This window comes from Aromatoleum bremense (assembly GCF_017894365.1).
Taxonomy (GTDB): Bacteria; Pseudomonadota; Gammaproteobacteria; order Burkholderiales; family Rhodocyclaceae; genus Aromatoleum; species Aromatoleum bremense.
On sequence record NZ_CP059467.1, the window covers coordinates 1,895,587 to 1,921,805 of the forward strand.

20 protein-coding genes are annotated in these 26,219 nt (G+C 68.6%); 8 read left to right on the forward strand and 12 right to left on the reverse strand.

Annotation, left to right across the window (positions count from 1 at the left end):
- Window positions 1-3 precede the first annotated feature (3 nt).
- The 5 genes from pbN1_RS08900 to pbN1_RS08920 all read right to left on the reverse strand — a co-directional run bounded on the left by pbN1_RS08900 (window position 4) and on the right by pbN1_RS08920 (window position 4,287).
- Window positions 4-222 (reverse strand): hypothetical protein, encoded by a 219-nt coding sequence (locus pbN1_RS08900; protein WP_011237490.1) that lies wholly within the window; start codon window positions 220-222, stop codon window positions 4-6.
- Between the two features lie 73 nt (window positions 223-295).
- The gene (locus pbN1_RS08905) at window positions 296-994 is read right to left on the reverse strand and encodes a TorD/DmsD family molecular chaperone (RefSeq protein ID WP_244857219.1); all 699 of its coding nucleotides are present in this window, start codon (window positions 992-994) and stop codon (window positions 296-298) included.
- A complete protein-coding gene (locus pbN1_RS08910; RefSeq protein WP_169200865.1) occupies window positions 991-3,060 on the reverse strand; it encodes a 4Fe-4S binding protein in 2,070 nt (689 codons plus the stop codon). The genes pbN1_RS08905 and pbN1_RS08910 overlap by 4 nt, the downstream gene beginning before the upstream one ends.
- A gap of 103 nt (window positions 3,061-3,163) precedes the next feature.
- On the reverse strand, window positions 3,164-3,823 hold the full coding sequence (locus tag pbN1_RS08915; protein WP_169200864.1) for a DUF3306 domain-containing protein: 660 nt from the start codon (window positions 3,821-3,823) through the stop codon (window positions 3,164-3,166).
- Window positions 3,820-4,287: a DUF3305 domain-containing protein gene (locus pbN1_RS08920; RefSeq protein ID WP_169200863.1), complete on the reverse strand. Its 468-nt coding sequence runs from the start codon at window positions 4,285-4,287 to the stop codon at window positions 3,820-3,822. The genes pbN1_RS08915 and pbN1_RS08920 overlap by 4 nt, the downstream gene beginning before the upstream one ends.
- A gap of 148 nt (window positions 4,288-4,435) precedes the next feature.
- On the opposite strand from pbN1_RS08920, the gene pbN1_RS08925 reads away from it, so the two are divergent.
- The 3 genes from pbN1_RS08925 to pbN1_RS08935 all read left to right on the forward strand — a co-directional run bounded on the left by pbN1_RS08925 (window position 4,436) and on the right by pbN1_RS08935 (window position 7,803).
- Window positions 4,436-5,275: a formate dehydrogenase accessory sulfurtransferase FdhD gene (locus tag pbN1_RS08925; RefSeq protein ID WP_169200862.1), complete on the forward strand. Its 840-nt coding sequence runs from the start codon at window positions 4,436-4,438 to the stop codon at window positions 5,273-5,275.
- Window positions 5,272-5,880 (forward strand): molybdenum cofactor guanylyltransferase MobA, encoded by a 609-nt coding sequence (mobA, locus tag pbN1_RS08930; protein ID WP_169200861.1) that lies wholly within the window; start codon window positions 5,272-5,274, stop codon window positions 5,878-5,880. The genes pbN1_RS08925 and mobA overlap by 4 nt, the downstream gene beginning before the upstream one ends.
- A gap of 288 nt (window positions 5,881-6,168) precedes the next feature.
- A complete protein-coding gene (locus tag pbN1_RS08935; RefSeq protein ID WP_169200860.1) occupies window positions 6,169-7,803 on the forward strand; it encodes a methyl-accepting chemotaxis protein in 1,635 nt (544 codons plus the stop codon).
- Window positions 7,804-7,866: 63 nt separating this feature from the next.
- Here the strand turns inward: pbN1_RS08935 and mobB are convergent, their stop codons facing one another.
- The 4 genes from mobB to def all read right to left on the reverse strand — a co-directional run bounded on the left by mobB (window position 7,867) and on the right by def (window position 10,903).
- Window positions 7,867-8,364, reverse strand: a complete 498-nt coding sequence (gene mobB, locus pbN1_RS08940; RefSeq protein WP_169200859.1) for a molybdopterin-guanine dinucleotide biosynthesis protein B — start codon at window positions 8,362-8,364, stop codon at window positions 7,867-7,869.
- A gap of 173 nt (window positions 8,365-8,537) precedes the next feature.
- Window positions 8,538-9,380, reverse strand: a complete 843-nt coding sequence (htpX, locus tag pbN1_RS08945; protein ID WP_169200858.1) for a zinc metalloprotease HtpX — start codon at window positions 9,378-9,380, stop codon at window positions 8,538-8,540.
- A gap of 72 nt (window positions 9,381-9,452) precedes the next feature.
- On the reverse strand, window positions 9,453-10,403 hold the full coding sequence (gene fmt / locus pbN1_RS08950) for a methionyl-tRNA formyltransferase (RefSeq protein WP_169200857.1): 951 nt from the start codon (window positions 10,401-10,403) through the stop codon (window positions 9,453-9,455).
- On the reverse strand, window positions 10,400-10,903 hold the full coding sequence (gene def / locus pbN1_RS08955) for a peptide deformylase (protein ID WP_169200856.1): 504 nt from the start codon (window positions 10,901-10,903) through the stop codon (window positions 10,400-10,402). Before def ends, fmt begins: the two co-directional genes overlap by 4 nt.
- A 163-nt stretch (window positions 10,904-11,066) precedes the next feature.
- Here def and pbN1_RS08960 point away from each other — a divergent pair, with 163 nt between their 5' ends.
- The 4 genes from pbN1_RS08960 to pbN1_RS08975 all read left to right on the forward strand — a co-directional run bounded on the left by pbN1_RS08960 (window position 11,067) and on the right by pbN1_RS08975 (window position 16,450).
- Window positions 11,067-12,101, forward strand: coding sequence for a LysM peptidoglycan-binding domain-containing protein (locus pbN1_RS08960; protein ID WP_169200855.1), 1,035 nt, complete (start codon window positions 11,067-11,069; stop codon window positions 12,099-12,101).
- A 2-nt stretch (window positions 12,102-12,103) separates the two neighbouring features.
- The gene (gene dprA / locus pbN1_RS08965; protein WP_169200854.1) at window positions 12,104-13,276 is read left to right on the forward strand and encodes a DNA-processing protein DprA; all 1,173 of its coding nucleotides are present in this window, start codon (window positions 12,104-12,106) and stop codon (window positions 13,274-13,276) included.
- 18 nt (window positions 13,277-13,294) lie between these two features.
- Entirely contained in the window at window positions 13,295-13,759 is a 465-nt protein-coding gene (locus pbN1_RS08970; RefSeq protein ID WP_169200853.1) for a Smg family protein, read from the forward strand.
- Between the two features lie 108 nt (window positions 13,760-13,867).
- Window positions 13,868-16,450, forward strand: a complete 2,583-nt coding sequence (locus pbN1_RS08975) for a DNA topoisomerase III (RefSeq protein WP_169200852.1) — start codon at window positions 13,868-13,870, stop codon at window positions 16,448-16,450.
- A gap of 83 nt (window positions 16,451-16,533) precedes the next feature.
- Here pbN1_RS08975 and pbN1_RS08980 read toward each other — a convergent pair whose 3' ends face one another.
- Together pbN1_RS08980 and pbN1_RS08985 are read right to left on the reverse strand one after the other, a co-directional pair.
- Window positions 16,534-17,673 (reverse strand): FAD-dependent oxidoreductase, encoded by a 1,140-nt coding sequence (locus tag pbN1_RS08980; RefSeq protein WP_169200851.1) that lies wholly within the window; start codon window positions 17,671-17,673, stop codon window positions 16,534-16,536.
- A gap of 120 nt (window positions 17,674-17,793) precedes the next feature.
- On the reverse strand, window positions 17,794-18,741 hold the full coding sequence (locus pbN1_RS08985; protein ID WP_169200850.1) for a hydrogen peroxide-inducible genes activator: 948 nt from the start codon (window positions 18,739-18,741) through the stop codon (window positions 17,794-17,796).
- 296 nt (window positions 18,742-19,037) lie between these two features.
- Here pbN1_RS08985 and pbN1_RS08990 point away from each other — a divergent pair, with 296 nt between their 5' ends.
- Window positions 19,038-20,525, forward strand: coding sequence for a DegQ family serine endoprotease (locus pbN1_RS08990; protein ID WP_169116886.1), 1,488 nt, complete (start codon window positions 19,038-19,040; stop codon window positions 20,523-20,525).
- Here pbN1_RS08990 and uvrA read toward each other — a convergent pair.
- Window positions 20,518-26,205: an excinuclease ABC subunit UvrA gene (gene uvrA / locus pbN1_RS08995; protein ID WP_169200849.1), complete on the reverse strand. Its 5,688-nt coding sequence runs from the start codon at window positions 26,203-26,205 to the stop codon at window positions 20,518-20,520. The genes pbN1_RS08990 and uvrA overlap by 8 nt on opposite strands.
- Window positions 26,206-26,219: the final 14 nt, after the last annotated feature.

The following is a 26,219-nucleotide window of genomic DNA, read 5'->3' on the forward strand; positions in this document are numbered from 1 at the left end:
TCCCTAGATCCGCGCGCTGCGGTAGTAACGGCGCATGTGTTCACTGACGCCAGCGTCGTGCGCGGAGGTCGCGACCGCCTCGACGACTGCCGCCGCTTCGGGCACCGTCTTCCCCGCTGCCGCAGCGACTGCGGCCGCTGCGGCAGCCCCTCCCGTGCCGAGCGTCAGCAGGAATTGGCGACGTTGCAGTGCGGGTTTCCTGTCGTCCCTGTTGCTTTCCATGTCCCTTTCTCCCAAAACCGGTTGCCGGGCGCGTTCGCCGGGTCCGAAGTCTGTAAACGCGGACTCGCGCAGCCTAATCCATTGCGAAAGCTTCGCTCTCGACATCGAAGAACGCCCGCGCCAGCGCGCCGACCCGGGCATAGAAAGACGCTTGCGGCGCCGCCGCCACCGCATCGGCCAGGCGGGCGTACCACGGTTGCAGATGGCGCGTGAAGAATGCCCGCTGGCGCGCGAGGCCGGCTGCATCCGCGCCGCTGACGACGAGATGGCGCATCACTTCGGCGAGCGCGGCGACATGGTCCTCGGTCTCCGTGACGCCGCCGCGGCGGGCGAGGCCGAGTCCGGCGAGATCGTCACGCAGATCAGCAAGAGGCTCTTCCATCAGGAAACCGGCGAGATAGAACGAGCCGTACAGCATCACTTCGGGCCGGCCGATGCCATGGAACAGCGCTTCGTATTCGTCGTGCACGCTCCGGGCGTCGGTTCGCCGTGCGGCGTCGGCAAGTTCCGCCCACGCGACGCCGAACGGCGAGGGGACGAATGGCGAGTGGGCGAGGGGCGAGTGGGCGAGGGGCGAAGGCGAATCGCCGACGCCAAAGACGTCGCCGGCAGCGACGAGCGCGGCGAGCAGCGGCGCATCGGGGGCGGCGAAAAACAGGCGGGCCAGCAACGCGTAGTGCTCGGCGCGGGCGGCGTCCTCGGCGCTCGCGGGCAGCGAAGTGGAAATGGCGGACTCGGGCTCGCGGAGGATGGCGGCTTGCGGTGCGTTCATTCGGTCATGTCCCAGGCCTTGATGCCGTTTTCGCTGTGCATCAGATCGACGACGCGGCAGTCGCCGCACATGTGCAGGCGGCGGCGCTCGGCCTCGCCGGCGAACATCGCGTGGCTCGCGAGGCGCGTGAACATCGCGTCGATGAGCGGCTTTGCGCCCATCGGCTTCGCACAGCGGACGCAATGGAAGATTTCGGCTTCCTTGAGCGGCACGGTGCGTCGTGCCGACTCGTCGAGGAGCAGGCGCGGCATGAGGGTGAGCGCGTTTTCCGGACAGGACACCGCGCACAGGCCGCACTGCACACAGCTCTTCTCGATGAAGCCCAGCCGCATCGCGTCGGTTGCCGCGCTCAGCGCACCGGTCGGGCAGGCACCGACGCAGGACATGCACAGCGTGCAGGCGTCGCTGACCGAAACCGCGCCGAACGGCGCGCCCGCGGCGAGCGAAATCTCCGCCACCGGCTGCGGCGCGACCGCGAGCAAATGCCGGATCGAGAGCTCCAGCGCGTCGCGCTTGCGGCCCGGCAGGTGGAACGCCGCAGGCCGGCTCGCCCCGCTTGCGGGAGCCCAGTCCCACAGCGCCGCCTCGAGCGCCGGCCAGTCGTCGGCATCGAGGACGCGGAAAGGCTCGCCGGCATAGCCGAGCCCGGCGAGGATCGTCGCGCCGTGCGCGGCCTGGGCGCGCAGCACGCCCGGATCGTGCGTGCCGGCCGCGAGCACCGCGACCTGGCAGGCCCCGAGCGCGATGCTGCCGAGCAGCAGCTCGAGGCCGACCGAATCGGCGCTCCAGGTTTCGAGCGGGATCACCCGCGCCGGCAGGCCCTTGCCGCGGCGCGCGAGCCGATCGATCAGCGCTCGCCCGGCGCCGGCCGAATGGAACAGCACACACGGCGCTTCGCCGCCGGCGTCGCGATACGCCGCGAGCACGGTCCTGACGCGCAGGCCGAGGTCTTCGACGCGCGGATATTGCGACGCCAGCGCGCCGCTCGGGCACACCGTCGAGCAGCTGCCGCAGCCTTGGCACAGGTACGGGTCGACGCGCACGGTATCGCCGGCGGACGAGATCGCCTCGGCCGCACAGGCTTCGACGCAGTTCGAACAGCCGCGCTTCCTCGAACGCCCGTGCGCGCAGAGCCGCGCATCGAGCGCGACATAGCGCGGCTTTTCGAACTCGCCGACGAGCTCGGCGAGCGCCTGCGCCGCAAGAGCCTGCTCGAGCGGATCACGCCCGGGCGCGGCGTAGCCCTGCGGCGGCTCGACGCGCCTGATCAGCGGCGCGGAGGAGAGGTCGAGCACGAGGTCGAAACGGCTTTCCCGCGTCGTGTCGCTGCGCGCGAAGTCGATCGCGCCGACGGTGCCGCACGCCGTCACGCAGCTGCGGTGCGACCGGCAGCGGGACGAATCGACCTGGTAGTCCCAGCCGATCGCCCCTTCGGGACAGGCGTGGATGCAGGCGTTGCAGCGCACGCACAGGTCGAGGTCGACCGGATTGTCCTGCGTCCAGGCGACGTCGAAAGCGCCCAGATGCCCGGCAATGCGGACGTCGCTACCCGACCAGACGGGATAACGGCGCTCGGCCGGCAATTCGGCGTCCGGCGTCGCGCCGGTCGCCAGCACCGCGACTTCGAAACGGGTCTGCAGGCGTTCGGCCCAGCCGAGCGCGGCGCCCGCCTCGCCGACGATCAGCAACGCATTGCCTGCCGCGAGCGTGACGCCCGGGACCGGATCGGCCTCGGGCAGCAGCGCCGCGGCGAGCAAGGCGGCGATCTTCGGCGTCGCCGCCGGCGCTTCGACCGACCAGGCGGCGTTTTCGCGCAGATTCAGGAAATCGATGCGTGACGGGGAGTCCGCGGCAATCTGCGCGAACAGCGCAGCCTCCTGCGTACAGCCGACCAGTACATCGCCGTCGGCGAGCGCAGACTCGAGCGCGCCGATCTCGCGCCGGCACAGTTCATGGTGCAGCGACAACGGACTGCCGTCACGTATCGTCGTTGCGAGCGCGGCTGCGTCAAGCGGCGAACCGCGATTGCAATCGCATAATTTAATTTGTTTTCCGCAGATTGGCATCGCTACTGCTTCTCGGTGTCCTTGAAACATAGCACCTGCCCTGCGTACGGCAACGACAGAATGCAGAGCGAAAAAAATTGTCCTCGTTCCGCACGCGGGCGGGTTATTTCGTTTCCCTCGGGTTCGTCACTCCCGTGGCAAGTTGACCGACATCTCGCAAGGCTCCGCCCTCAGGCGGCGCTCGGTCTTCGGCACCGTCCGGAGCAACGCCAGCTTCGCCGCCCGGGGCGGTTGCGCCGCGACCATCCTGCCGCGCCTCCGCGGGACTGCTGGCGGCGGACAATTCGGCGATTGCACCGACCGGTTCGGCCGGTGGCGAATCGTCTTCGAGGAAAGTCTTGAACTGCCGCAGGCGCTTCATGATGTCCGGAGGAATCGGGTCGGCGGCCGAATAGTCGCCGATGTACGTGTCGAGGCCGTCCATACGGTTGAAATGGGGATCGCTGAAGAGCTTGCGCAACGCCGCGCGACGCAGCGGCTCGCCGACTTCCTTCTTCAGGAAGCCGGTGAAATCGGCGTCGAGATCGAGCGTCTCGATCGGCGGCAGCGACGCTGCGGCGGCCGGACCGGAGAGCGCATCTGCGCCGCGCGCCGCTCCCGGGTGGGGCTCGCCGGCTTCGGCAGGAAGACTGCCTTCGGCCGGCGCTGCGGCTTCCTCGCCCGGCGCGATCTCATCGGGCGCGACTTCGGTCGACGCGGGCGCGCTGTCGCCGCGGCGCTTGAGCCGCGACCAGCGTTCGAGAAAGCGCGCCGGCGTCGTCATGGCTGTTCGCGATCCTGCGCGAGCGGATCATTGCGCCGGATCTTTTTGCGCGGCGCGGGCTCGTAGTGGCGGTTCACGAACGCGCCGACCCAGTCGGCAATCTCGCGCGACATCGGCACGCCGTCCACCTGCTCGCCGGAGTCGAGCAGCCGTGCCGCTTCGCCGTAGCTCACGGTGACCGTCGCCGGCCGCGCGACGCCGCCTTCCAGGCGCCACATCACGAACACTTTCGGTACCGGAGAGCTGAGATTGAGGAAATAGTTGGCGGCTTCATCACGGAACAGTTCGAGCGCGAAGCCGCCGACGCGGAACTGGTCGCGGTCGGTTTCGGCGACGATCTGTCGCATCGCCGGCTGCGCATCGTCGAAAGCCGGCACGACGCCGACGGCTTCCCAGGCCTCGTCGGCCCAGCGGTTGTCGAGGCGGCGGCGCTCGATGATCACGGCGATCGGAAAGCGGTCCATGGTCCTGCTCCGGCGTGGCGCGATGTTGCACAGCATACGTGAGCGGCGGCACACGGAAAATCGGCGTTGCGCGATCGCGGTTCCCGCTTGCGGCGAGGCGCCGCGTTGAGACTAGAATGGGACCTTCCCGTGCGACCTTGCGCCCTCGATGAGCAGCTCCCCCGATAAAGCCACGCGTCATCCGACCCTCAGCCACGCCAGACGGCCGCTGACGGTCACGATCCCGGCCCGCAACGAGGCCGGCGACGTCGTGCCGACGCCGATCGCCGGTGAATACCCGTTGACGCTGTACGTCGATCGCCGCGAGATCGTCACGCTGATGACGCTCGGCGCCGCGCCCGAGGCGCTCGCGATCGGCTGGCTGCGCAACCAGCGGCTCGTCGACAGCCTCGACGACATCGCCTCGGTGCAGGTCGACTGGGAAACCGACGCGGTCGCGGTGACGACGCGCTCCGGGATCAAGGATGCCGACGAACGCCTCGGCAGCCGCACCGTGACGACCGGCTGCGGCCAGGGGACGGTATTCGGCGGCCTGATGGACGAAATCGACACGATCCATCTGCCCCCTGACCGCCGCCTGTCGCAAGCGACACTGTACGCACTGATGGAAGCGGTGCGCCACCACGAATCGGTCTACAAGCAGGCGGGCGCGGTGCACGGCTGCGCGCTCGCCGCGGGCGAAGGCGACGGCTGCGGGATCCTGATGTTCGTCGAGGACGTCGGCCGTCACAATGCGGTCGATGCGATCGCCGGCCGGATGTGGCTCGAAGGGCTCGACGGCAGCGACAAGATCTTCTACACGACCGGCCGGCTGACGTCCGAGATGGTGATCAAGACCGCGCAGATGGGCATCCCGTTTCTCGTCTCGCGCTCGGGCCTCACCCAGATGGGCTGGGAGATCGCGCGCCGCATCGGGCTGACGATGATCGGCCGTGCGCAAGGGAAACATTACCTGCTGTTCACCGGCGAGGAGCGTTTCACACGATGAGCGGGAGTCGGGAAAAAGTAACCGGCGTCGTCCTCGCCGGCGGCCAGGGCCGGCGCATGGGTGGCGTCGACAAGGGTCTCGTCGAGTTGTGCGGCCGGCCGATGGTCGACTGGGTGCTCGAACGCCTGCGCCCGCAGGTCGATGAGCTGATCATCAACGCGAACCAGAATGCCCGGTGCTATGCCGCTTTCGGCTATCCGGTTTTCCCGGACGACATCGGCGGCTTCGCCGGTCCGCTCGCCGGACTGCATGCGGGGCTCGCGCGCGCGCAACATCCGCTCGTCGCGACCGCGCCGTGCGATTCACCGTTCCTGCCGGCCGATCTCGTCGGCCGGCTGCACGCCGCGCTTCTGGATGCCGGCGCCGAGCTCGCGGTCGCCCGCACCTTCGAGCAGCCGCATCCGGTGTTCTGCCTGTGCCGGCGCGAGGTACTGCCGCATCTGGAGGAATTTCTCGCCGCCGGCGGACGCAAGATCGAGCTCTGGTATGCGACGCTGAAAATCGTCGAGGTGCGCTTCGACGACGAGGAGGCGGCCTTCCGCAACATCAATACCCGCGACGAGCTCGCGCACGCAGGCGCTGCACCCGGGAGCACTGCGCCGTGAACGCCCGGCCGGCACACGCCACATTGCCGCGAAGCTAGGGCGACTGCCCGATGCAACCAGGGCGGCCGATCGTGAACTTTTTCACGCGCGGCAACCAGAATCCGATTGTCAAGGTCATGCGCCGGACGCACGGCGCAACGCGCCTTGAGTATGATGGTTGTGTGCGCATCATGCGCCGCCCCACTCCCGCGCATGCCGTTTGCCCTGCGCGTGGCGCTCGCCCCGCCCGGCTTGCGCCATGCCTGCCGGCCAAGGTCACGCGCCGCTTGCACGACCAAGGCTAATCTCGTGAAGATCAATCTTCCTGTCACCAACGTTGAAACCCTTCTTCCCGAAGGCCAATTCATCTACTCGCGGACCAACCTCAAGGGTGTCATCGAAGAAGCCAACGAGGCCTTCGCCCGCATCAGTGGCTACCCCCGCGAGGAGATGATCGGTCAGTCTCATAACCTCGTTCGCCACCCCGACATGCCGCCCGAGGCTTTCGCCGACATGTGGCGCGACCTCAAGACGGATCGCCCGTGGCGCGGGGTGGTGAAAAACCGCCGCAGCGACGGGGGTTTCTATTGGGTCGAGGCCAACGTGTCGCCGGTGCGTGAAGACGGCAAGATCGTCGGCTACCAGTCGGTGCGCAGCCGGCCGACGCGCCAGCAGATCGCCGCCGCGGAAGATGCCTACCGGCGTATCCGCGGCGGCGACACCACGCTACAGGTCGAGCACGGCCAGGTTTTCAAGCGGCGGCCGGCCTGGTTCCTCGCCCTGTCGTCGCTGCGCGCGCAATTGCTGCTGGCCGGCATGGGTGGGCTGGGCTCGGCCTTGCTGCTGCTGCTCGAAGCCGCCGGAGGTCTTTCCATGCCGGCTGGGGTGGGGCTGGTGGCCGGCGCCATCGGCGCCCTCATTTCGGCACATCTGCTGTTCGTCTACACACCGCGCACCGTGCGCGATCTCGACGCCACCGCCGCCTGGCTGGAGCAAGTGCTCCGTTCGGGCGATCTGCGCGCCCGTTTCGATCTGTCACGGCGCGATGCCATCGGCAGCGTCGCGCGCCGAACGAACGAGCTGCTGTCGGCGCTGCAGTCCACCATGCAGAACATTCAGGATGTCACTGGCGATATCGGCAACGCCATCGACGAAGTGGGTGCCGGCATGCATGACGTCGAACATGCGGCTCAGACTCAGCGCAGCGAAACGGCATCGGCGCAGCGCGCGATCGCGCACGTGGCGGGTTCCATCGACGGCGTTGTCGACCACGCCCGGTCGACGCGTGAAACAGCCGTGCGTGCCGGCGAAGTATCGCGCGACGGCGCCGAAGTCACCCATCGCGCCAGCAGAAATACCCAGGCGCTGGCCGACATCATCGGCCGTTCGGCCTCACAGGTGGAATCGCTGGGTCAGCGCTCGGACGAAATCAGCCGCATTGCGGGCGTCATCCACGACATCGCCAGCCAGACCAACCTGCTTGCGCTCAATGCCGCCATCGAAGCCGCCCGCGCCGGCGAACAGGGCCGCGGCTTCGCCGTGGTAGCCGACGAGGTGCGCAAACTGGCCGAGCGCACCGGCGCCGCCACCGGCGAGATCAACGCCATGATCGAAGCCATCCAGTCCGAAACCCGGGGCGCGGTCGGCAGCATGCGCGACGGCGCGGCACAGGTGGCCGAGAGCGTCAACCTGGCCAACGCCACCGAGGAGTCGCTGCGCCGGATCAACGAGGAAATGCAGGTCACGACCGAAATGGTGGGCCGGATCGTCGACGCCTCGGCCGAACAGCAGGCGGCGGTCAATGCGCTGACGCACAACGTGGAGCAAGCCGCCACGATGACCGAACGCAATCTCGCCGCCGTCACGCAGACCCAGGCGATGGTGGGTTATCTCGGCGCGGTGCGGATGCGCATGCACAAGGCGGTGCAGCAATACCGCCTGTAAGGCGCCGCCGCGATCGATTCCCACGCGGCGCCGCTGCCGGGGTCGCCCCCGTCTGCCGACGAATCAGCCGCCGCCCAGCACGCGGGCAACGATGAAATCCGCCACACCCGCGGGGTCATTGATGTCGAGGCGCGGCAGGGTGGTATCTACCGCCGCGTCGGTCGCAATCGCGATGATGTTCGGATCGTCCGGAAACAACAGCGGTTCGCCGACCGCTGTGCGGTAGACCTCGATCTTCGGAATCCCGGCACGCTTGAAACCCTCGACGAGCACGAGATCGCAGCCGGCGAGTTTGCCCAGCAACGCGTCGAGCGGCAATTCGGGTTCGCCTCGCAGTTCGTGCATCAGCGACCAGCGCCGGCTGGAGCTGATCAGCACCTCGCGACAGCCGGCGTTGCGGTGGCGCCAGGAATCCTTGCCTTCGTGATCGATGTCGAATTTATGGTGCGCGTGCTTGACCAGCGACACTGCGAGCCCGCGCGCCTCGAGCAAGGTGATGACCTGCTCGATCAGGGAGGTTTTGCCGCTCCCGGACCAGCCGGCGAAGCCGATGACTCTCACCGTTCAGGCCAGCGGTTCATGGGGCTATTGATGCTGCGATCCGGCATGCACGCAACGGCGGAACGGCATGCCGTCGCGGCGTGCACGGCCGGCCCATCGGGGCCTTCCCGCAACGCGACACGCATTTCGCAGAAGTCCAGCCAGCGGGCGGCAGGCAAAACGGGGCAAGAGGCTTACGCGCGGGCCATCCCGCGCAGGCGCGCGATGCGCTCCTGGGTCGACGGGTGCGTCGAGAACAGGCCGCGCAGGCCGCCGCCGGACAGCGGATTGACGATCATCATCTGCGCGGTTTCGGGGTGCGCCTCGGCCGCGTGCATCGGGATGCCTTTCGAGTAGGCCTCCATTTTCGCCAGCGCATCGGCGAGCGCGTCCGGGTCGCCTGAGATCGCCGCGCCGCCGCTGTCCGCGCCGAACTCGCGGGTGCGCGAGATCGCCATCTGGATCACCATCGCCGCCAGCGGCGCGAGGATCATCACCAGGATCTGCAGCACCGGATTGGGCCGGTCCTCGTCGCGGCCGCCGAAGAACATGCCGAACTGCGCGAGCATCGAGATCGCACCGGCGACGGTCGCCGAGATCGTCGAAATCAGGATGTCGCGGTTTTTCACGTGCGCGAGCTCGTGCGCCATCACGCCGCGCAGCTCGCGCTCGGACAGCATCCGCATGATGCCGCTCGTCGCCGCGACGGCGGCGTTCTCCGGGTTGCGGCCGGTCGCGAACGCGTTCGGCTGCGCCTCGTCGATGATATACACCTTCGGCATCGGCAGCTGGGCGCGGAACGCGAGTTCGCGGACCATGTTGTAGAGATACGGCGACGTCGTCTCGTCGACCTGGCGCGCCTTGTACATCCTGAGCACCATCTTGTCCGAGAACCAGTAGGCCCACACGTTCATCGCGCCGCCGAACAGCAGTGCCATCAGCATGCCCTGCCGGCCACCGATCATTGCACCGACAGCGCCGAACAGCGCGACGATGCCCGCCATGAGGATCGAGGTCTTGAGCCAGTTGCCGAACATGTTTCGTTTTCCTTCCTTGGACGTTGCAGGGGATTTGCCCCTTTATGTGGGGGCGGCTGCCGCGGTATTCAATCAGCGCGCCGCGGCGTCGAAGCGCTCGCCTGCAGTGACCGGGAATCCGCGCAGAAATTCCCCGGCAGCCAGGCGCCGGCTGCCCGGTTTCTGCAATTGCGCCAGGCGCACGGCCTGCGTCCCGCACGCGACCACGACACCGTCGGCATCCGCCGCGAGCACGGTGCCGGGTTCCCCGTGCCCGGCAACGGGTTCGGCGGACCAGATCTTGAGCGGCACCTGCCGCAGGCTCGCCACCGCGCCCGGGAACGGGTTGAACGCACGCACGGCACGGGCGATGGACGACGCGTCGCGCTGCCAGTCGATCACCGCCTCGGCCTTGCCGATCTTGCCCGCGTAGGTCGCGCCTTCGGCTGGTTGCGGCGTCGCGACGAGTTCGCCCGACGGCAGGCGGCGCAGCGCTTCGACGATCATCTGCGCGCCGAGCGCGGCCAGCCGGTCGTGCAACGTTCCGGTGGTGTCCGCCGGACCGATCGGCACGGCGCGCTTCATCAGCATCGGCCCGGTGTCGAGCCCCTCGTCCATCTGCATGATGGTGATGCCGGTCTCCGTGTCGCCGGCTTCGATCGCGCGGTGGATCGGCGCGGCCCCGCGCCAGCGCGGCAGCAGCGATGCGTGGATGTTGAGGCAGCCGAGCCGCGGCAGGTCGAGCACCGCCCGCGGCAGGATCAGGCCGTACGCCGCCACCACCAGCACGTCGGGCGCGCAGGCGGCAAGCGTCGCGCGCTGCTCTTCGCCGCGCAGGCTGGAAGGCTGGTCCACGGCGATGCCGCGGGCGAGCGCCAGCTGCTTGACCGGACTCGGGCTGAGCTTCATGCCACGCCCGGCCGGCCGGTCAGGCTGGGTCAGCACCAGCGGGACTTCGAAGCCTGCGGCAAGAATCGCTTCCAGCGCCGCCGCGGCGAACTCCGGCGTGCCGGCGAACGCGACCCTCGGGGCTGCGGCCGTCACGCCGTGATCCGCGCTTTCTTTGCCAGCCGCGCCTTGATCCGCCCGAGCTTGAGCGGCGAAAGATATTCGACGAAAACCCGGCCATCGAGGTGGTCGATCTCGTGCTGGATGCACACCGCGAGCAGGCCTTCGGCCTCGAGCTCGAACGGCTCGCCGTGCTCGTCGAGCGCCCGGACTTTCACCCGCTCGGCGCGCGTCACTTTCTCGTAGACGCCCGGCACCGAAAGGCAGCCTTCCTCGCACGTCTGCTCGCCGGACTTGTCCAGGATTTCGGGATTGATGAAAGCACGCAGCACGGACCTGTCCTCGCTGATGTCGATCACGACGACCCGCTTGTGCACGTCGACCTGCGTCGCCGCGAGACCGACGCCGGGCGCCTCGTACATTGTTTCGGCCATGTCCCTGACGAGCTGGCGGATCGAATCGTCGACCACGGCGACCGGCGCGGCGCGCTTGTGCAGCCGCGGATCTGGATAACGGAGAATTGGAAGTAGAGCCATGGATGCTTGCCGGGTTATGTCATTACGTGCAGAATTTCAAGTGCTTTGGCATGCTCGTCCGCGCGCCGTGGCATTCGAAATCAAGACCGCGGATTGGACCTTCGACCGGCCGCTGGCGTTCCGGTAGCGCAGGAATCCGGTCTGCTCTAATCGGAAACGAGCAATGATCCGCATTATATTCCCTCTGCTGTTCGGCATTGCGACCCTTCTGAGCGTGCCCGCGGTCGCCGACCAGGCGACGCTCGCGGACGATGCCCCCGACAGCTACACGGTCGTCCGCGGCGATACGCTGTGGGACATTTCCGGCCGTTTCCTCAGGCAGCCGTGGCGCTGGCCCGAAGTGTGGCGCCTCAACCGCGACCAGATCCGCAACCCGCACCTGATCTATCCGGGACAGATCATCGTGCTCGACCGCAGCGGCCCCTACCTGTCGATCGGGCGGCGGATCGGCGCGCCGCTCTATGAAAAGCGTTTCCCGCAGATCTATTCGGAAGAGGTCGACAGCGCGATCCCGAGCATCCCGATGCAGATCATCGAGCCTTTCCTGACGCGGCCGCTCGTCGTCGACGACGCGAAACTTGCCGGCGCGGGCACCGTCGTCGCCACCGAAACCAGCCGCGTCTTCATGGGCGCTGGCGACACGGTGTTCGCCACGGGCGTGACGGAAGGCAGCGACGTGTGGCAGGTATTCCGGCCCGCCCGGCCGCTCGTCGATCCGGTGACGAACGAACTGCTCGGCCACGAGGCGATGTTCCTCGGCACCGCGCGCGTCACCGAGCACGGCACGCCGGCGACGCTGAAGCTGGTCTCGAGCGTCGAGGAGATCGGCACCGGCGACCGCCTCGTCGTCAGCGAGCGGCCCGAGATTTTCTCCTTCATGCCGCATGCGCCCGACGCGGAAATCGAAGGGCGGCTGATCGGCATCTACCGCGGCGTGATCGAGACCGGGCGCCATAACGTCGTCACCCTCAATATCGGCAGCCGCGCCGGGCTGGAACGCGGGCACGTCCTCGCGTTGCACCGCGAGCGCGGCAGCGTCGTGTACAAGGACGACGAAGGCGGCAAGGAAACTTTCGATCTGCCGCAGCAGCGTTATGGCCTGGCCTTCGTGTTCCGCGTGTTCGACCGCGTCGCCTATGCGCTGGTGATGGATTCGGACGGCCCGGTGACGGTCGGCGACAGCGTGCGCAAACCCTGAGCGTGACGCCGATCGAGGACGAACTGGCCGGGTGGCTGCGGCTGACGCTGCGCCCCGGCGTCGGCGCCGAACGCCAGCGCGCGCTGCTGGCGGCGTTCGGACTGCCCGAGCAGATCTTCGCCGCCAGCCGCAGCGCCATCGCGTCCGTCGTCGGCGCCGAGGTCGCAGACCTGCTGCGCGCGCCGCCCGACAACGAGAAAGTCGACGCCGCGCTCGCGTGGGCCGCCGAACCCGGCAACCGCATCGTCACGCTCGCCGACCCGGAGTACCCGCGCGCGCTGCTCGATATCGCCGATCCGCCCGTCCTGCTGTATGTCAAGGGCGACCCGGCGCGGCTCTCCGGCACCTCGCTCGCGATCGTCGGCGCGCGCTCGGCGACCGCACCCGGCATCAGCAATGCCGCCGCGTTCGCGAAGAGCCTCGCCGAAGCCGGCCTCACGATCGTCAGCGGCCTCGCGCTGGGCATCGACGCCGCGGCGCACCGCGGCGCGCTGGCCCATCCGGACGGCATCACCGTCGCGGTGATCGGCACCGGTGCCGATCGCGTCTATCCGGCACGCAATCAGGCGCTCGCCCGGCAGATCGCCGAACGCGGCGTGATCGTCAGCGAATACCCGCTCGGCACGCCGGCGCTGCCGTACAACTTCCCGCGCCGCAACCGCCTCATCGCCGGCCTCGCGCGCGGCGTGCTGGTCGTCGAGGCCGCGGTCGGCAGCGGCTCCCTGATCACCGCGCGGCTGGCGACCGAGAGCGGCCGCGAAGTGTTCGCCATCCCAGGCTCGATCCATTCCCCGCTGGCACGCGGCTGCCACCGCCTGATCCGCGACGGCGCGAAGCTCGTCGAGACGGCCGCGGACGTGCTCGACGAGCTCAGCTGGGGCCTCCCGGCGAGCGCCCGTGCGGCCGAAGCGGACGCGCCGGCACGTCCGGTCCGCTCCGCGAGGACGCGCGAAACCGGGCCCGCCGATCCGCCGTTCGAGCCGCGAACGCCGCCTCCCGCGGCGTCCGCGGAGGAGATCCGGGTGCTCGACACGCTCGGCCACGATCCGCTGGATATCGATACCCTCGCAGCCCGTTCCGGCTTGACGCTCGATGCGCTGTACGCCATTCTGCTTGCGCTGGAGCTCGAAGGGCACGTGACCCGCTTGCCGGGAGGCCGGTTCCAGCGCCTTTGATTCTCTCGTGTGCCAAACATGTTCGACATCCTTGTCTACCTCTTCGAAAACTACCTCCACGCGGCAGCGTGCCCCGAATCCGAGCAGCTGGCGCGCAAGCTCTCCGCGGCGGGCTTCGAGGAGGACGAAATCACCGAAGCGCTCGACTGGCTTTCCGGTCTGCGCGCGATCGCCGTGTCGCCGCTGGCGAGGGTTCCGCAACCGGACTCGATCCGCCTCTACGCCGCGGAAGAACAGGCGAAGCTCGACGCCAGTTGCCGCGGCTTTCTCGCGTTCCTCGAAAACGCCGGCGCGCTCGATCCACAGACCCGCGAGCTGATCATCGAACGCACGATGGCGCTCGGCGGTTTCAACGTTAACCTGCACCGTTTCAAGGTCATCGTGCTGATGGTCCTGTGGCAGCAGGAGCAACCGCTCGACAGCCTGATCCTCGACGAACTGCTGACCGACGAAGCGGAAGAACTCGTCCCGGTCCTGCAGTAAAGCCTCCGGCCTGCGCTTGCACATGCCGCAGCGGCGTGCTTATCATGCGCCGCTCGATAACCCTCAACCGAAAACGCCCTGGCGATTTTCGAAGGCAGCCCTACCGGCATGAGCAAGCAACTGATCATCGCGGAAAAACCCTCAGTCGCGCAGGACATCGCCCGCGCGCTCGGCGGTTTCACGAAGGAAAAGGACTACTTCGAGTCGGACGAGTACGTGCTTTCGTCCGCCGTCGGCCACCTTCTCGAGCTGGTCGTGCCCGAGGAATACGAAGTCAAGCGCGGCAAATGGACGTTCGCGCACCTGCCGGTGATCCCGCCGCGCTTCGCGCTGAAACCGATCGAGAAGACCGATGACCGGCTGAAGCTGCTGACCCGCCTGATCAAGCGCAAGGACGTCACCGGGCTCATCAACGCGTGCGACGCGGGACGCGAAGGCGAGCTGATCTTCAGCTTCATCGTGCAGCATGCGAAGACCGACAAGCCGGTATCGCGGCTGTGGCTGCAGTCGATGACCGCAGGCGCGATCCGCGACGGCTTTGCGCAGCTGCGTTCGGCGCAGGAAGTCGAAGGCCTGCGCTCGGCGGCGGTGTGCCGCGCCGAGAGCGACTGGCTGATCGGCATCAACGGCACGCGCGCGATGACTGCGTTCAACTCGAAGACCGGCGGCTTTCACCTGACCACCGTTGGCCGCGTGCAAACGCCGACGCTGGCGATCGTCGTCGAACGCGAAGAGAAGATCCGCCGCTTCAAGCCGCGCGACTACTGGGAGCTCGAAGCGACGTTCGGCTGCAAGGCCGGCCGCTATGCCGGGCGCTGGTTCGACGAAGGTTTCCGCAAACCCGAAGGCGACGAACACGCGACCGCCTTCCGGTTGTGGGACCGCGCACGCGCCGACGCCATCAAGGCGAAATGCGACGGCAAGCCGGGCATCGCCAGCGAGGAATCGAAGCCGTCGACGCAGCTGTCGCCGCTGCTGTTCGACCTCACGAGCCTGCAGCGCGAAGCCAACGGCCGCTTCGGCTTCTCGGCGCGCGTGACGCTGCAGATCGCGCAGGCGCTGTACGAAAAGCACAAGGCGCTGACCTATCCGCGAACCGATGCGCGCGCGTTGCCGGAGGACTACGTCGGCACCGTCAAGGACGTGCTGCACGCGCTGCCTGACGACTACGCGCCGTTCGCCGGCGAAATCATGAAGCAGGGCTGGGTCAAGCCGAACAAGCGCATCTTCAACAACGCGAAGATCTCGGACCACTTCGCGATCATTCCGACCGGCACCGTGCCGAAGAGCCTGTCGGAAGCCGAACAGAAGATCTACGATCTCGTCACGCGGCGCTTCCTCGCGGTGTTCTACCCGGCCGCGGAATACCGCATCACCACCCGCATCACGCGCGTCGAGAACGAAGCTTTCAAGACCGAAGGCAAAGTGCTCGTCAATCCCGGCTGGCTCGCGGTGTACGGCAAGGAAGCGGCGAAGGCCGACGACGAGGGCGGCGCACAGCTCGTCGCCGTCGAACAGAACGAACGCGTCGCCACCGAGGACATCCTCGTCAAGGCGCTCGTGACGAAGCCACCCGCACGCTACAACGAAGCGACGCTGCTGTCCGCGATGGAAGGCGCCGGCAAGATGGTCGACGACGAGGAACTGCGCGCAGCGATGGGCGAGCGCGGGCTCGGCACGCCGGCCACGCGCGCGCAGATCATCGAAGGGCTGATCGCCGAGCAGTACCTGCACCGCGAAGGCCGCGAACTGATCCCGAGCGCGAAGGCGTTTTCGCTGATCACGCTGCTGAAAGGCCTCGACGTGTCGGCGCTGACGTCGCCCGAACTCACCGGCGAATGGGAGCACAAGCTCGCGCAGATGGAGCGCGGCCAGCTGTCGCGGCCCGAATTCATGCGCGAGATCGCCGAAATGGCGCGCGAGATGGTCGAACGTGCGAAGCGCTACGAATCCGACACGGTGCCGGGCGACTTCGCCACACTGTCGGCGCCGTGCCCGAAATGCGGCGGCGGCGTCAGGGAGAACTACAAGAAGTTCGCGTGCCAGGCCTGCGACTGGAGCGCGTGGAAGATCGTCGCCGGCCGCCAATTCGAGATCGACGAGATCGAGACGCTGCTGCGCGAACGGCGCGTCGGACCGCTGACCGGCTTTCGCAGCAAGATGGGGCGGCTGTTCAACGCCGAGATCCGCCTCAACGACGAGCAGCAGCCCGAGTTCGATTTCGGCCAGCCGAAGGACGACGGCGAAGGCGCCGAACCGGTCGATTTTTCCGCGCAGGAGCCGCTCGGTCCATGCCCAAAGTGCGGCGCGCGCGTGTTCGAACACGGCATGGCGTATGTCTGCGAGAAATCCGTCGGACCGGAAAAATCATGCGATTTCCGTTCCGGCAAGATCATCCTGCAGCAGCCGGTCGAGCGCGAGCAGATGGTGAAACTGCTCGCGGACGGACGCACGGACCTGCTCAAGGGTTTCGTCTCGACGCGCACGCGGCGCAAGTTCTCGGCTTTCCTCGTGCGCGGCGGCGACGGCAAGGTCGGGTTCGAATTCGAAGCGAAAACGCCGAAGGCGGGCGCCGCAAAAGGCAAGGGGGCAGCGGTCGCGGACGACGAAAAATCATCGGCCCTCGGCACGGCGACGACAACGGCGAAACCCGCGCGCGCGCCGGCCCGCAAGCGCAGCAGCGCCGCTTAAGGGGCCATACGGCACGGCTGCCTTTTCTCGCGACGGGGCACTGGCCGCATCGCAGCAACCCCTGCCGCGCGCCCCGGACCGGTTCAGCGGCCGAGCTCGCCGAGCAGGCGCTCGGCTGCGGCGACCTGGTCGCCGAGCAGCGCGAATCCCCGCAGCGCTCCGCGGCGGTCGCGGAACACTGCCCTGACGCCGCGCTGCGTCGCCGCCTCGTGCCATTCCCCGGCGAGCGGCGGCGGTTCGCAGACGATCACCGGGCAACTCTCCATCTGCAGGCGTCGTAGCCGCGCCTGCCACCGCATGCGCCGCTTTCTCCCGCACAGCACCTCGGCGAGCACCTGGGCGCCGGCTTCGATATCTTCCGCAAGCCTGAACAGGCGGCCGTCCATCTCGGCACATTCGCCCAGCGCAAAAATGTCCGGATCGGCGGTGCTCAATGCATGATCGACGACGATTCCGCGCGCCACGGCGAGTCCCGCGTCGCGTGCAAGTTCCGTCCGGGGAGCCGCGCCGCGCGCCAACACCATCAGGTCCGTCGAGAACCGCACGCCTGCAAGCGTCGTCAGCTCCAACTCGTCCGGACCCTGATCGATGCGCTGGATGCCGTCCTCGGTCATCACCTGTACTCCCGCAGCCTGCAGCGCCTGCGCGACGCGTTCGGCGCTGAGCGTCGGCAACGTTTCCGCGAGCAGCTGGTTCGCGGGTTCGAGGAGCGTCACGTGACAGCCGGAACGCGCAAGGTTGTCGGCCAGTTCGCAGCCGGCAAGGCTTCCGCCGAGCACGACGACGCGGCTTCGTCCGGCCAGTTCACTGCGCAGATAGGCATAGTCGGCGAGGCTTCCCAGTGTCAGCGCCTGCGACGCCGCCGTTCCCCGCAGCCCGGGCTGGCGCAGCGGCGCCGCGCCGGTCGCGAGCACGAGCTGTCCGTACCCGTACCGGCCTTCCCGCATCACCAGTTCATGGCGCAGCCGGTCGATCCGCAGGATATGGCGATGCGCGAAGATCGTCGCAGCGTAGCGGTGCGCCATCTGCTCGACGGTCGCGAGCACCAGGTCCCGGGCCCGCGTGCAGGTGCCGAGCGCGCGCGCAAGCCGGAATTTTTCGTAGGCCGCACCGTCGTCCCGCGTGATCAGCACCAGCGGCCGGTCGCCATCGATCTGCCGCAGCGCGCGCAGCAGCGCGTACCCGGCAGCCCCGGTGCCGACGATGACGAGCGGCGCGTTCATCCCGGCGCTCCTGCACGTCCGGCGCGCGGACGCTCGCGCGGACTTCGCTCGCCGGGCGCGACTGCCTTCACCGCCACGCCGGCCGCCCGCCGCGTGGCCGGCAGTGCATCGCCCGGAGGCTCATGGCGCTTCCGCCGTCTCGACCGTCGTGACCCGGCCGATCGGCCGGACCCCGGGCAGCGCGCTTTCGAGGATCGCGGTGCGCAACACGTCGATCGCGCCGCTGCGCGGGTACGTCACGCGCCACGCCAGCGCGACGCGCCGTGAAGGCTCTGGCGCCGCGAACGGACGGACCGCGACGAGCGGATTCTGCGCGGGGAGTTCGTCGGCTGCCGAGCTCGGCAACACCGTCACGCCGAGGCCGGTCGCGACCATGTGGCGGATCGTCTCCAGCGAGCTGCCCTCGAGCGTGCGCTGCAGGCCGCTGACGTTGCGGCAGTGCGGGCACACTTCGAGCACCTGGTCGCGGAAGCAGTTGCCGGCGCCGAGCAGCAGCAGCTGCTCTTCGGCGAGCATGTCGGGGTCGATCCGCTCCTGGCCGTGCCACGGATGCGCAGCCGGCATCAGGACACGGAACGGCTCATCGTAGACCGGCTGGGCGACGATCCCGGGCTCGGCGAACGGCAGTGACAGGATCACGACGTCCAGTTCGCCGCGCTTGAGCGCCTCGGCGAGGCGGGCCGTGTAGTTTTCCTGGATGATCAGTGGCATCCGCGGCGCGAGTCGATGCACGCGCGGGATCAGGCGCGGCAACAGATAAGGCCCGATCGTGAAGATGACCCCGAGCCGCAACGGCCCCGCCAGCGGATCCCTGCCGGCCGAGGCGATCTCCGGGATCTGGGCCGCCTCCAGCAGCACTTTCTCGGCCTGCGAGACGATGCGGCGTCCGGTCGCGGTGATCTTCACTTCGGTCGCACTGCGCTCGAACAGTTGTACGCCGAGTTCCTCTTCGATTTTCTTGATTGCAACCGACAGCGTCGGCTGGCTGACATGGCACTTCTCGGCCGCGCGGCCGAAGTGACGTTCACGGGCAAGCGCTATGAGGTATCGCAGGTCGGTTAGGGTCATCGCGTCGGTCTGCCCCGGAAAGGAGTATCAGGAAAGATATTACTCCGTACCCTGCCGGCGCAGACAAGCACCTCCGGCCGCCCCCGGATCGGTCCGTGCGCGAACGAACCCCCTGCCCGGCGCGACGGAACCCTGAAATCCGGCCGGAAATCGCTGCCCGCACCGGATCGCACGCCTGCTGCGCCGAATACGCAGGCGATGACGCACGGATCGTCGGCCAATTCATGCCGGGAACAATTTGCATGCCCTGCAAGTCCACCGGCGCAGGCAATTTTCTTCAGGGATACAGGAAAAACATGAGAAACCATCCGTTCAGCCGCCCGTTCGTCGTCGCCCTTGCCGCCATTGTGCCGGCCGCAATCGGCCTGCTCCCATCCCCGCAGGCGTTCGCCGCCGCGGAATCCGTGGCTCCGCTGGTCGCGCCAAACTCCCTCGGCCTGCCCGATTTCGGCGACCTCGTCGAGCGCGTCGGCCCGGCGGTCGTCAACATCAGTGTCGTGCAGGAACGGGCTGCGCCGGAAGCCGGAGCGCTTGCCGAAGACCCGTTCTACGACTTCCTCCGCCGCTTCGGCGTGCCGTTGCCCGGCATGCCCGGGATGCCGGGCAACGGCAGCCGCGGCCCGCAGATCAGCCGCGGCATCGGCTCGGGTTTCATCGTCAGTGCCGACGGCTACGTGCTGACCAATGCGCACGTCGTCGGCGCGGGTGAGGACGGAGTCGAATCGGAAGTGACCGTGCGGCTCATCGACAAGCGCGAATTCAAGGCGAAAGTGGTCGGCACCGATCCGCGCACCGACATCGCGCTGCTCAAGATCGATGCGAGCGGCCTGCCGGTGGTGCGCACCGGCAACGCGGACAAGGCACGCGTCGGCGAATGGGTGGTGGCGGTCGGTTCGCCGTTCGGCTTCGACAACACCGTGACGGCCGGCATCATCTCGGCGAAGGCGCGGCGCCTGCCGGACGAGAACTACGTGCCGTTCATCCAGACCGACGTCGCGATCAACCCCGGCAACTCGGGCGGCCCGCTGTTCAACCTCACCGGCGAAGTGATCGGCATCAACTCGCAGATCTACTCGCGCTCGGGCGGCTTCATGGGCATCTCGTTCGCGATCCCGATCGATGTCGCGCTGAACGTCAAGGACCAGATCATCAAGTACGGTCGCGTGCAGCGCGGCAAGCTCGGCGTCACGATCCAGGGCATGACGCGTGAGCTGGCACAGTCGTTCGGACTTGCCGAACCGAAAGGCGCCCTGGTCTCGAACGTCGAACCGGGCGGCGCCGCGGACAAGGCCGGCATCAAGGCCGGCGACGTCGTGCTCGGCGTCAACGGCACGAAGATCGAAGAGTCGGGCGATCTGCCGCGCATCATCGGCGACAAGCGTCCCGGCAGCGAGGTGAAGCTCGAACTGTGGCGCGACGGCCGCACCCGCACGGTGACGGCGACGCTCGGCGAGATGCGCGGCGAAGCGGTCGCGGAAGGCCGCGGCGAGCCGGGCGGTCCGCAGGGCGAAGACGCCGGTGGCAAAATCGGCCTCGTCATTCGCCCGCTGACTGCGGAAGAAGCAGCACTGCTGGGCGTGCGCGGCGGCATCGTCATCGAGCGCGCGGCCGGTCCGGCGCAACGCGCCGGCCTGCAGCGCGGCGACGTCATACTCGCACTGAACAACCAGCCGGTGTCGGACATCGCCTCGTTCCGCGCACTGATCGAAAAAGCCGGCGACCGCTTCGCGCTGCTGATCCAGCGCGGCGGTGCGCGCATCTTCGTGCCGATGCGCGTCAACTAGGCGGAAGCTGGCGTCGTTCCGGCCGCGCCGGCGGCGACGGCGTGGCGGGTGTACCCGCGGGCGCCGCGCTGCGCGCGGCGAGGAACTCTTTCAGGATCACCGCCGTGTGCGAAGCGGAACACTCGCACACGGCATCGACCGGGCCCTGCGCGACGATTTCGCCGCCGCCGTCTCCGCCTTCGGGCCCAAGGTCGATCAGCCAATCCGCTTCGGCCATGATGTCCAGATCGTGCTCGATCGCCAGCACCGTGTGGCCGGCGTCGGCGAGCCGCTGCAGCACCCGGATCAGCTTGTCGACGTCCGCCATGTGCAGGCCCACGGTCGGCTCGTCGAGGACGTACAGCGTGTGCTTTTCGGCCGGCAGCGGCCGTCCGGCGGTCGCCGCACTCATTGGGGTGCTGTCGCCGGCGCGGCCACGCACTTTCGCCAGTTCGGTGACCAGCTTGATGCGCTGCGCTTCGCCGCCGGACAGCGTCGGGCTCGACTGGCCGAGCGTCAGGTAGCCCAGGCCGACGTCCTGCAGCAGCGCGAGCGGGTGCGCGATCGACGGATGCGCGGCGAAGAACCCGACCGCTTCGTCGATCGGCATCGCAAGCACGTCGGCGACCGTCCTGTCGCGCCAGCGCACCATCAGCGTCTCGGGGTTGAAGCGTGCGCCGCCGCACGCGTCGCACGGCAGCTTGACGTCCGGCAGGAAGCTCATCTCGACCGTCGTCTGGCCTTGCCCTTCGCACACCGGGCAGCGCCCGGCGCCGGTGTTGAACGAGAAGCGCGACGCGCTCCAGCCGCGCGTGCGCGCTTCGAACGTGTCGGCGAAGAGCTTGCGGATCGCGTCCCAGAACCCGACGTAGGTCGCCGGGCACGAGCGCGGCGTCTTGCCGATCGGCGTCTGGTCGACTTCGAGCACGCGGCCGATCGCCTGCCAGCCTTCGATCGCGCGGCAGCCGACCGGCTCGACATCGCTGCGCTGCGGCTGCGCCTGGCCGCGGCGCCGGGCGCGCGCCGCGTCGGGGTCACCGAGCAGCTTGCGCAGGCTGGCGTGGATCACGTCGCGCGCGAGCGTCGATTTGCCTGAGCCGGACACGCCGGTGACGACCGTCAGGCGCGCCAGCGGCACGGCTGCCGACACGTCGCGCAGGTTGTGCAGGTTCGCGCCGACGACGCGGATCGCCGCATGCGCGTCGTCGAGCGGCCGGCGCGGGCGCAGCGGATGCTGCAGCGGCGCCCGCAGGAAGGCGCCGGTCGCCGATTCGGGCGCGGCGATCAGGTCCGCGAGGCGGCCTTCGGCGACGACGCGGCCGCCGCGCACGCCCGCGCCGGGACCGAGGTCGATGACATGGTCGGCGCGGCGGATCGTCTCCTCGTCGTGCTCGACGACGAGCAATGTGTTGCCACGGTCGCGGAGGCGCTCGAGGGTGTCGAGCAGCATGCGGTTGTCGCGCGGATGCAGCCCGATCGTCGGTTCGTCGAGGATGTAGCACACGCCGCGCAGGTTCGAGCCGAGCTGCGCGGCGAGCCGGATGCGCTGCGCCTCGCCGCCCGACAGCGTCGGCGCGCCGCGGTCGAGCGCGAGGTAGGCGAGCCCGACCTGCTGCAGGAAGTCGAGCCGGCCGCGGATCTCGGCAACGAGGTCGCGCGCGATGTCGATCTCGCGCCCGGCGAGCCGCAGGCCGTCGAAGAACGCGGCGAGCGCTGCGACCGGCTGCGCCGACAGTTCGTGGATGCCGCGCTCGCGGAAACGCACCGCGCGGGCGACCGGATTGAGCCTCGCGCCGTCGCACACCGCGCACACCGCGCCGTCCGCATGCTCCTGTTCGCCGAGATCGCCGAGGTCCAGCGCGTCCGGGTCCTCGATGCGACCGGACAGCGCGAGGCCGGTGCCGTAGCACGCCGGGCACCAGCCGTGTTTGGCGTTGTACGAGAACAGCCGCGGATCCGGTTCCGGGAAGCTGTCGCCGCAGCACGGGCAGGCGCGCAGCGTCGAGAACGTGACCGGACTCGCGCCGAGCCTGCCGAGCTCGAGCACCTTGACGACGCCCTTGCCATGTTCGAGCGCATCGGCGAGCTGCGCGCGCAGCGCCGCCTCGTGCTCCGGCGCGACGACGACCATGCCGACCGGCAGCTCGATCGTGTGCTCGACGTAGCGATCGAGGCGCGGCCATTTGGCGGTCGGCAAGTACTCGCCATCGACGCGCAGCTGCGCGTAGCCTTTGCCCCTCGCCCATTTCGCGATCGCCGTGTACAGCCCCTTGCGGTTTGTCACCAGCGGCGCCAGCAGTTCGACGGAGGTGCCGCGGTAGTCGCGCAGGAGCTGCGCCGCGATCGCGTCGAAGCTCTGCGGCGACACCGGCACGTCGCACTGCGGGCAGTACTGCGTGCCGAGCTTGACGTACAAGAGGCGCAGGAAAGGCTGGATCTCGGTAAGCGTGCCGACGGTGCTCTTGCGCCCACCGCGGCTCACGCGCTGCTCGATCGCGACGGTCGGCGGGATGCCGGACAGCGCATCGACATCGGGCCGCGCCGCCGGCTGGACGAACTGCCGCGCGTAGGCGTTCAGCGACTCGAGATAGCGGCGCTGGCCTTCGCCGAACACGATGTCGAACGCGAGCGTCGATTTGCCCGAGCCGGACAGGCCGGTGATCACGGTGAAGCGGTCGCGCGGGATCGACAGGCTGACGTTCTTCAGGTTGTGCTCGCGCGCATGGCGGATCCCGATCGCCGGCGCGGCGGCCGGGCGGTAACGCGCGGCGGGTTCGGCGGCCACGAGGCCATTCGCGGGTGACGCGCTGCCGGCCGCCTCCGCCGCGAATTCCGCGTCATACGCGCGCAACGCGCGGCCGGTATGCGATGCGGCGCAAGCCATGACGGCAGCCGGCCGCCCGGCAATGACGAGTGCGCCGCCGCCCTCGCCACCTTCCGGGCCGAGATCGATGATCCAGTCGGCGGCGCGCAGCACGTCGAGGTTGTGCTCGATGACAATCAGCGCATGGCCCGCGTCGAGGAGCTTTTCGAACGCCCGCAGCAGCGTCGCGACGTCGTCGAAATGCAGCCCGGTGGTCGGCTCGTCGAACAGGAACAGCAGCCGGCCGGGCGCCTGCGCCTTACCGCGCGCAGCTTTCCCGATCGATCGGCGGCCGGCGAGTTTCGCCGAATCGGCGAGATGGCCGGCAAGCTTCAGGCGCTGCGCCTCGCCTCCCGATAGCGTCGGCACCGGCTGGCCAAGGCGCAGGTAGTCGAGGCCGACGTCGGCGAGCGGCGCGAGCGCGGCCTGCACCGCCGGCTGGTCGGCAAAGAACGCCAGCGCCTCCGACACCGTCAGCGCGAGCACGTCGGCGACCGACTTGCCGCGCCACGCGAGCTCGAGCACTTCGGGCCGGTAGCGTTTGCCGTCGCAGTCGGGGCAGCGCAGATAGACATCGGACAGGAACTGCATCTCGACATGTTCGAAACCCGAGCCGTTGCAGGTCGGGCAGCGCCCGGTGCCGGCGTTGAAGCTGAACGTGCCGGGCGTGTAGCCGCGGCTCTGCGCCTCGGGCAGCGCGGCGAACAGCGCACGGATCGCGTCCCACGCACCGACATAGCTGACCGGATTCGAGCGCGCGCTCTTGCCGATCGCCGACTGGTCGACCATCACGACGCCGGCCAGCGATTCGACCCCTTCGAGGCGCCCGAACGCGCCGGCCGCGTCGCTGCCCTGGCCGAAATGCTTCGCCAGCGCCGGGTACAGCACGTCCTGGATCAGGCTCGACTTGCCCGAACCGGACACGCCGCTGACGCACACCAGGCGGCCGAGCGGAAAATCGACGTCGATGCCGCGCAGGTTGTGCTCGCGCGCACCGACGAGCCGCAGCATCGTGTCGCCCGGCGAAACCGGCCGCAACCGTCGCCCGGCATCGACGCGCTTGCGACCGGCGAGATAGGCGCCGGTCAGCGACGCCGGGTCGGCGGCGATCCCCGCCGGCGACGCGTAGCCGACGATCTCGCCGCCGCGCTCGCCGGGACCGGGGCCGATGTCGAGCAGGCGGTCGGCAGCGCGCATCAGCTGCGGGTCGTGCTCGACGACGACGAGCGTGTTGCCGGCGTCGCGCAGCCGCGTCATCACCGCGAGGATGCGGTCGATGTCGCGCGGATGCAGGCCGATCGACGGCTCGTCGAGGACGAACAGCGTATTGACGAGCGAGGTGCCGAGCGCGGTGGTCAGGTTGATGCGCTGCACTTCGCCGCCGGACAGCGTGCGCGACTGGCGGTCGAGCGTCAGATACGCCAGCCCGACGTTGGCGAGGTAGTCGAGGCGGCTCCTGATTTCGCCGAGCAGCAGTCCGGTCGCCTCGTCGAGGCCGGCCGGCAGTTCGATTCGGGCGATGAAATCGCGCACGCAGCTGACGGGAAGCGCCATCAGTTCGTGGATCGCGAGGCCGGGGCGGCGCGAATCCGCGGGGTTTCCGTCACCCAATCGCCACAGCAGCGCTTCCGGCTTCAGCCTCGCGCCGTTGCAGGCCGGGCACTCCGTGTAGCTGCGGTAGCGCGACAGCAGCACGCGGATGTGCATCTTGTACGCCTTGCTCTCGAGCCAGTCGAAGAAGTGACGCACGCCGTACCACTTGCGCGGCCAGGACGCGTCCCAGCTCTTCCACTCCGGATCGCCTTCGAGCACCCAGCGGCGGTGCTCGGGCGGCAGGTCGCGGAACGGGATGTCCATCGCCACGCCGTATTTCTTCGCCATCTTCGCCATGTCTTCCTGGCATTCGCGGTAGCTCGCCGTCTGCCAGGGTTTCACCGCGCCTTCAGCGAGGGTTTTCGATTCGTCGGGAATCGCCAGCGAGAAATCCACGCCGATGACGCGGCCGAAGCCGCGGCAAGTGTCGCATGCGCCGACCGGCGAATTGAACGAGAACAGGCCGGGGCTGGGGTCGGCGTATGGGATGTCGCAGTCGGCGCAGTGGAGACCGCTGCTGAAGCGCCATACCGTTTCACCCTCATCACCTTGCGCGCGCACCGCGACCCGGCCGTGGCCGTGGTCCATCGCCGTTTCGACGGCCTCGATGACACGGCCGCGCCCGGCGTTCGACAGGCGGAAGCGGTCCTGCACGACGTGCAGCATGTCACCGCCCGTGCCCCCATTGCCATGCTCGCGCGCGTGGATGCGTGTGTAGCCCTGCTGACTGAGCAGGTTCGTGACCTCGTCCTCGCTGAAATTCGCCGGCACCGGCACCGCGAACGTCAGCACCAGGCGCGGGTCGTCCGCGGCGCAGCGCTCGACGAGCGCTGCAAGGATGCTGTCCGGATCGTCACGCCGCACCGGCGCGCCGCAGCGCCGGCAATACAGCCGCGCGGCGCGCGCGTAGAGCAGCTTGAAGTGGTCGGCGAGCTCGGTCATCGTGCCGACCGTCGAGCGCGAGCTCTTCACCGGGTTGGTCTGGTCGATCGCGATCGCCGGCGGCACGCCTTCGATGCGATCGACCTGCGGGCGGTCCATACGATCGAGAAACTGGCGCGCGTACGGCGAGAACGTCTCGACGTAGCGCCGCTGGCCTTCCGCATACAGCGTGTCAAACACCAGCGACGACTTGCCCGAGCCGGAAACGCCGGTGACGACCGTGATCTCGTTCAGCGCGATATCGAGCGACAGGTTCTTGAGGTTGTTCTGGCGCGCACCGAAGATGCGGATGGGGTCGGACATGGGGGAAGCGGGCG

Coding starts and splice junctions, on each gene's coding strand:
- def (WP_169200856.1), bottom strand. CDS start 10,903: ATGGCTCTACTTCCAATTCTCCGTTATCCAGATCCGCGGCTGCACAAG.
- pbN1_RS08960 (WP_169200855.1), top strand. CDS start 11,067: ATGATCCGCATTATATTCCCTCTGCTGTTCGGCATTGCGACCCTTCTG.
- pbN1_RS08975 (WP_169200852.1), top strand. CDS start 13,868: ATGAGCAAGCAACTGATCATCGCGGAAAAACCCTCAGTCGCGCAGGAC.
- pbN1_RS08910 (WP_169200865.1), bottom strand. CDS start 3,060: ATGCCAATCTGCGGAAAACAAATTAAATTATGCGATTGCAATCGCGGT.
- pbN1_RS08990 (WP_169116886.1), top strand. CDS start 19,038: ATGAGAAACCATCCGTTCAGCCGCCCGTTCGTCGTCGCCCTTGCCGCC.
- pbN1_RS08915 (WP_169200864.1), bottom strand. CDS start 3,823: ATGACGACGCCGGCGCGCTTTCTCGAACGCTGGTCGCGGCTCAAGCGC.
- pbN1_RS08900 (WP_011237490.1), bottom strand. CDS start 222: ATGGAAAGCAACAGGGACGACAGGAAACCCGCACTGCAACGTCGCCAA.
- pbN1_RS08970 (WP_169200853.1), top strand. CDS start 13,295: ATGTTCGACATCCTTGTCTACCTCTTCGAAAACTACCTCCACGCGGCA.
- pbN1_RS08905 (WP_244857219.1), bottom strand. CDS start 994: ATGAACGCACCGCAAGCCGCCATCCTCCGCGAGCCCGAGTCCGCCATT.
- pbN1_RS08980 (WP_169200851.1), bottom strand. CDS start 17,673: ATGAACGCGCCGCTCGTCATCGTCGGCACCGGGGCTGCCGGGTACGCG.
- mobA (WP_169200861.1), top strand. CDS start 5,272: ATGAGCGGGAGTCGGGAAAAAGTAACCGGCGTCGTCCTCGCCGGCGGC.
- pbN1_RS08925 (WP_169200862.1), top strand. CDS start 4,436: ATGAGCAGCTCCCCCGATAAAGCCACGCGTCATCCGACCCTCAGCCAC.
- htpX (WP_169200858.1), bottom strand. CDS start 9,380: ATGTTCGGCAACTGGCTCAAGACCTCGATCCTCATGGCGGGCATCGTC.
- uvrA (WP_169200849.1), bottom strand. CDS start 26,205: ATGTCCGACCCCATCCGCATCTTCGGTGCGCGCCAGAACAACCTCAAG.
- pbN1_RS08920 (WP_169200863.1), bottom strand. CDS start 4,287: ATGGACCGCTTTCCGATCGCCGTGATCATCGAGCGCCGCCGCCTCGAC.
- pbN1_RS08985 (WP_169200850.1), bottom strand. CDS start 18,741: ATGACCCTAACCGACCTGCGATACCTCATAGCGCTTGCCCGTGAACGT.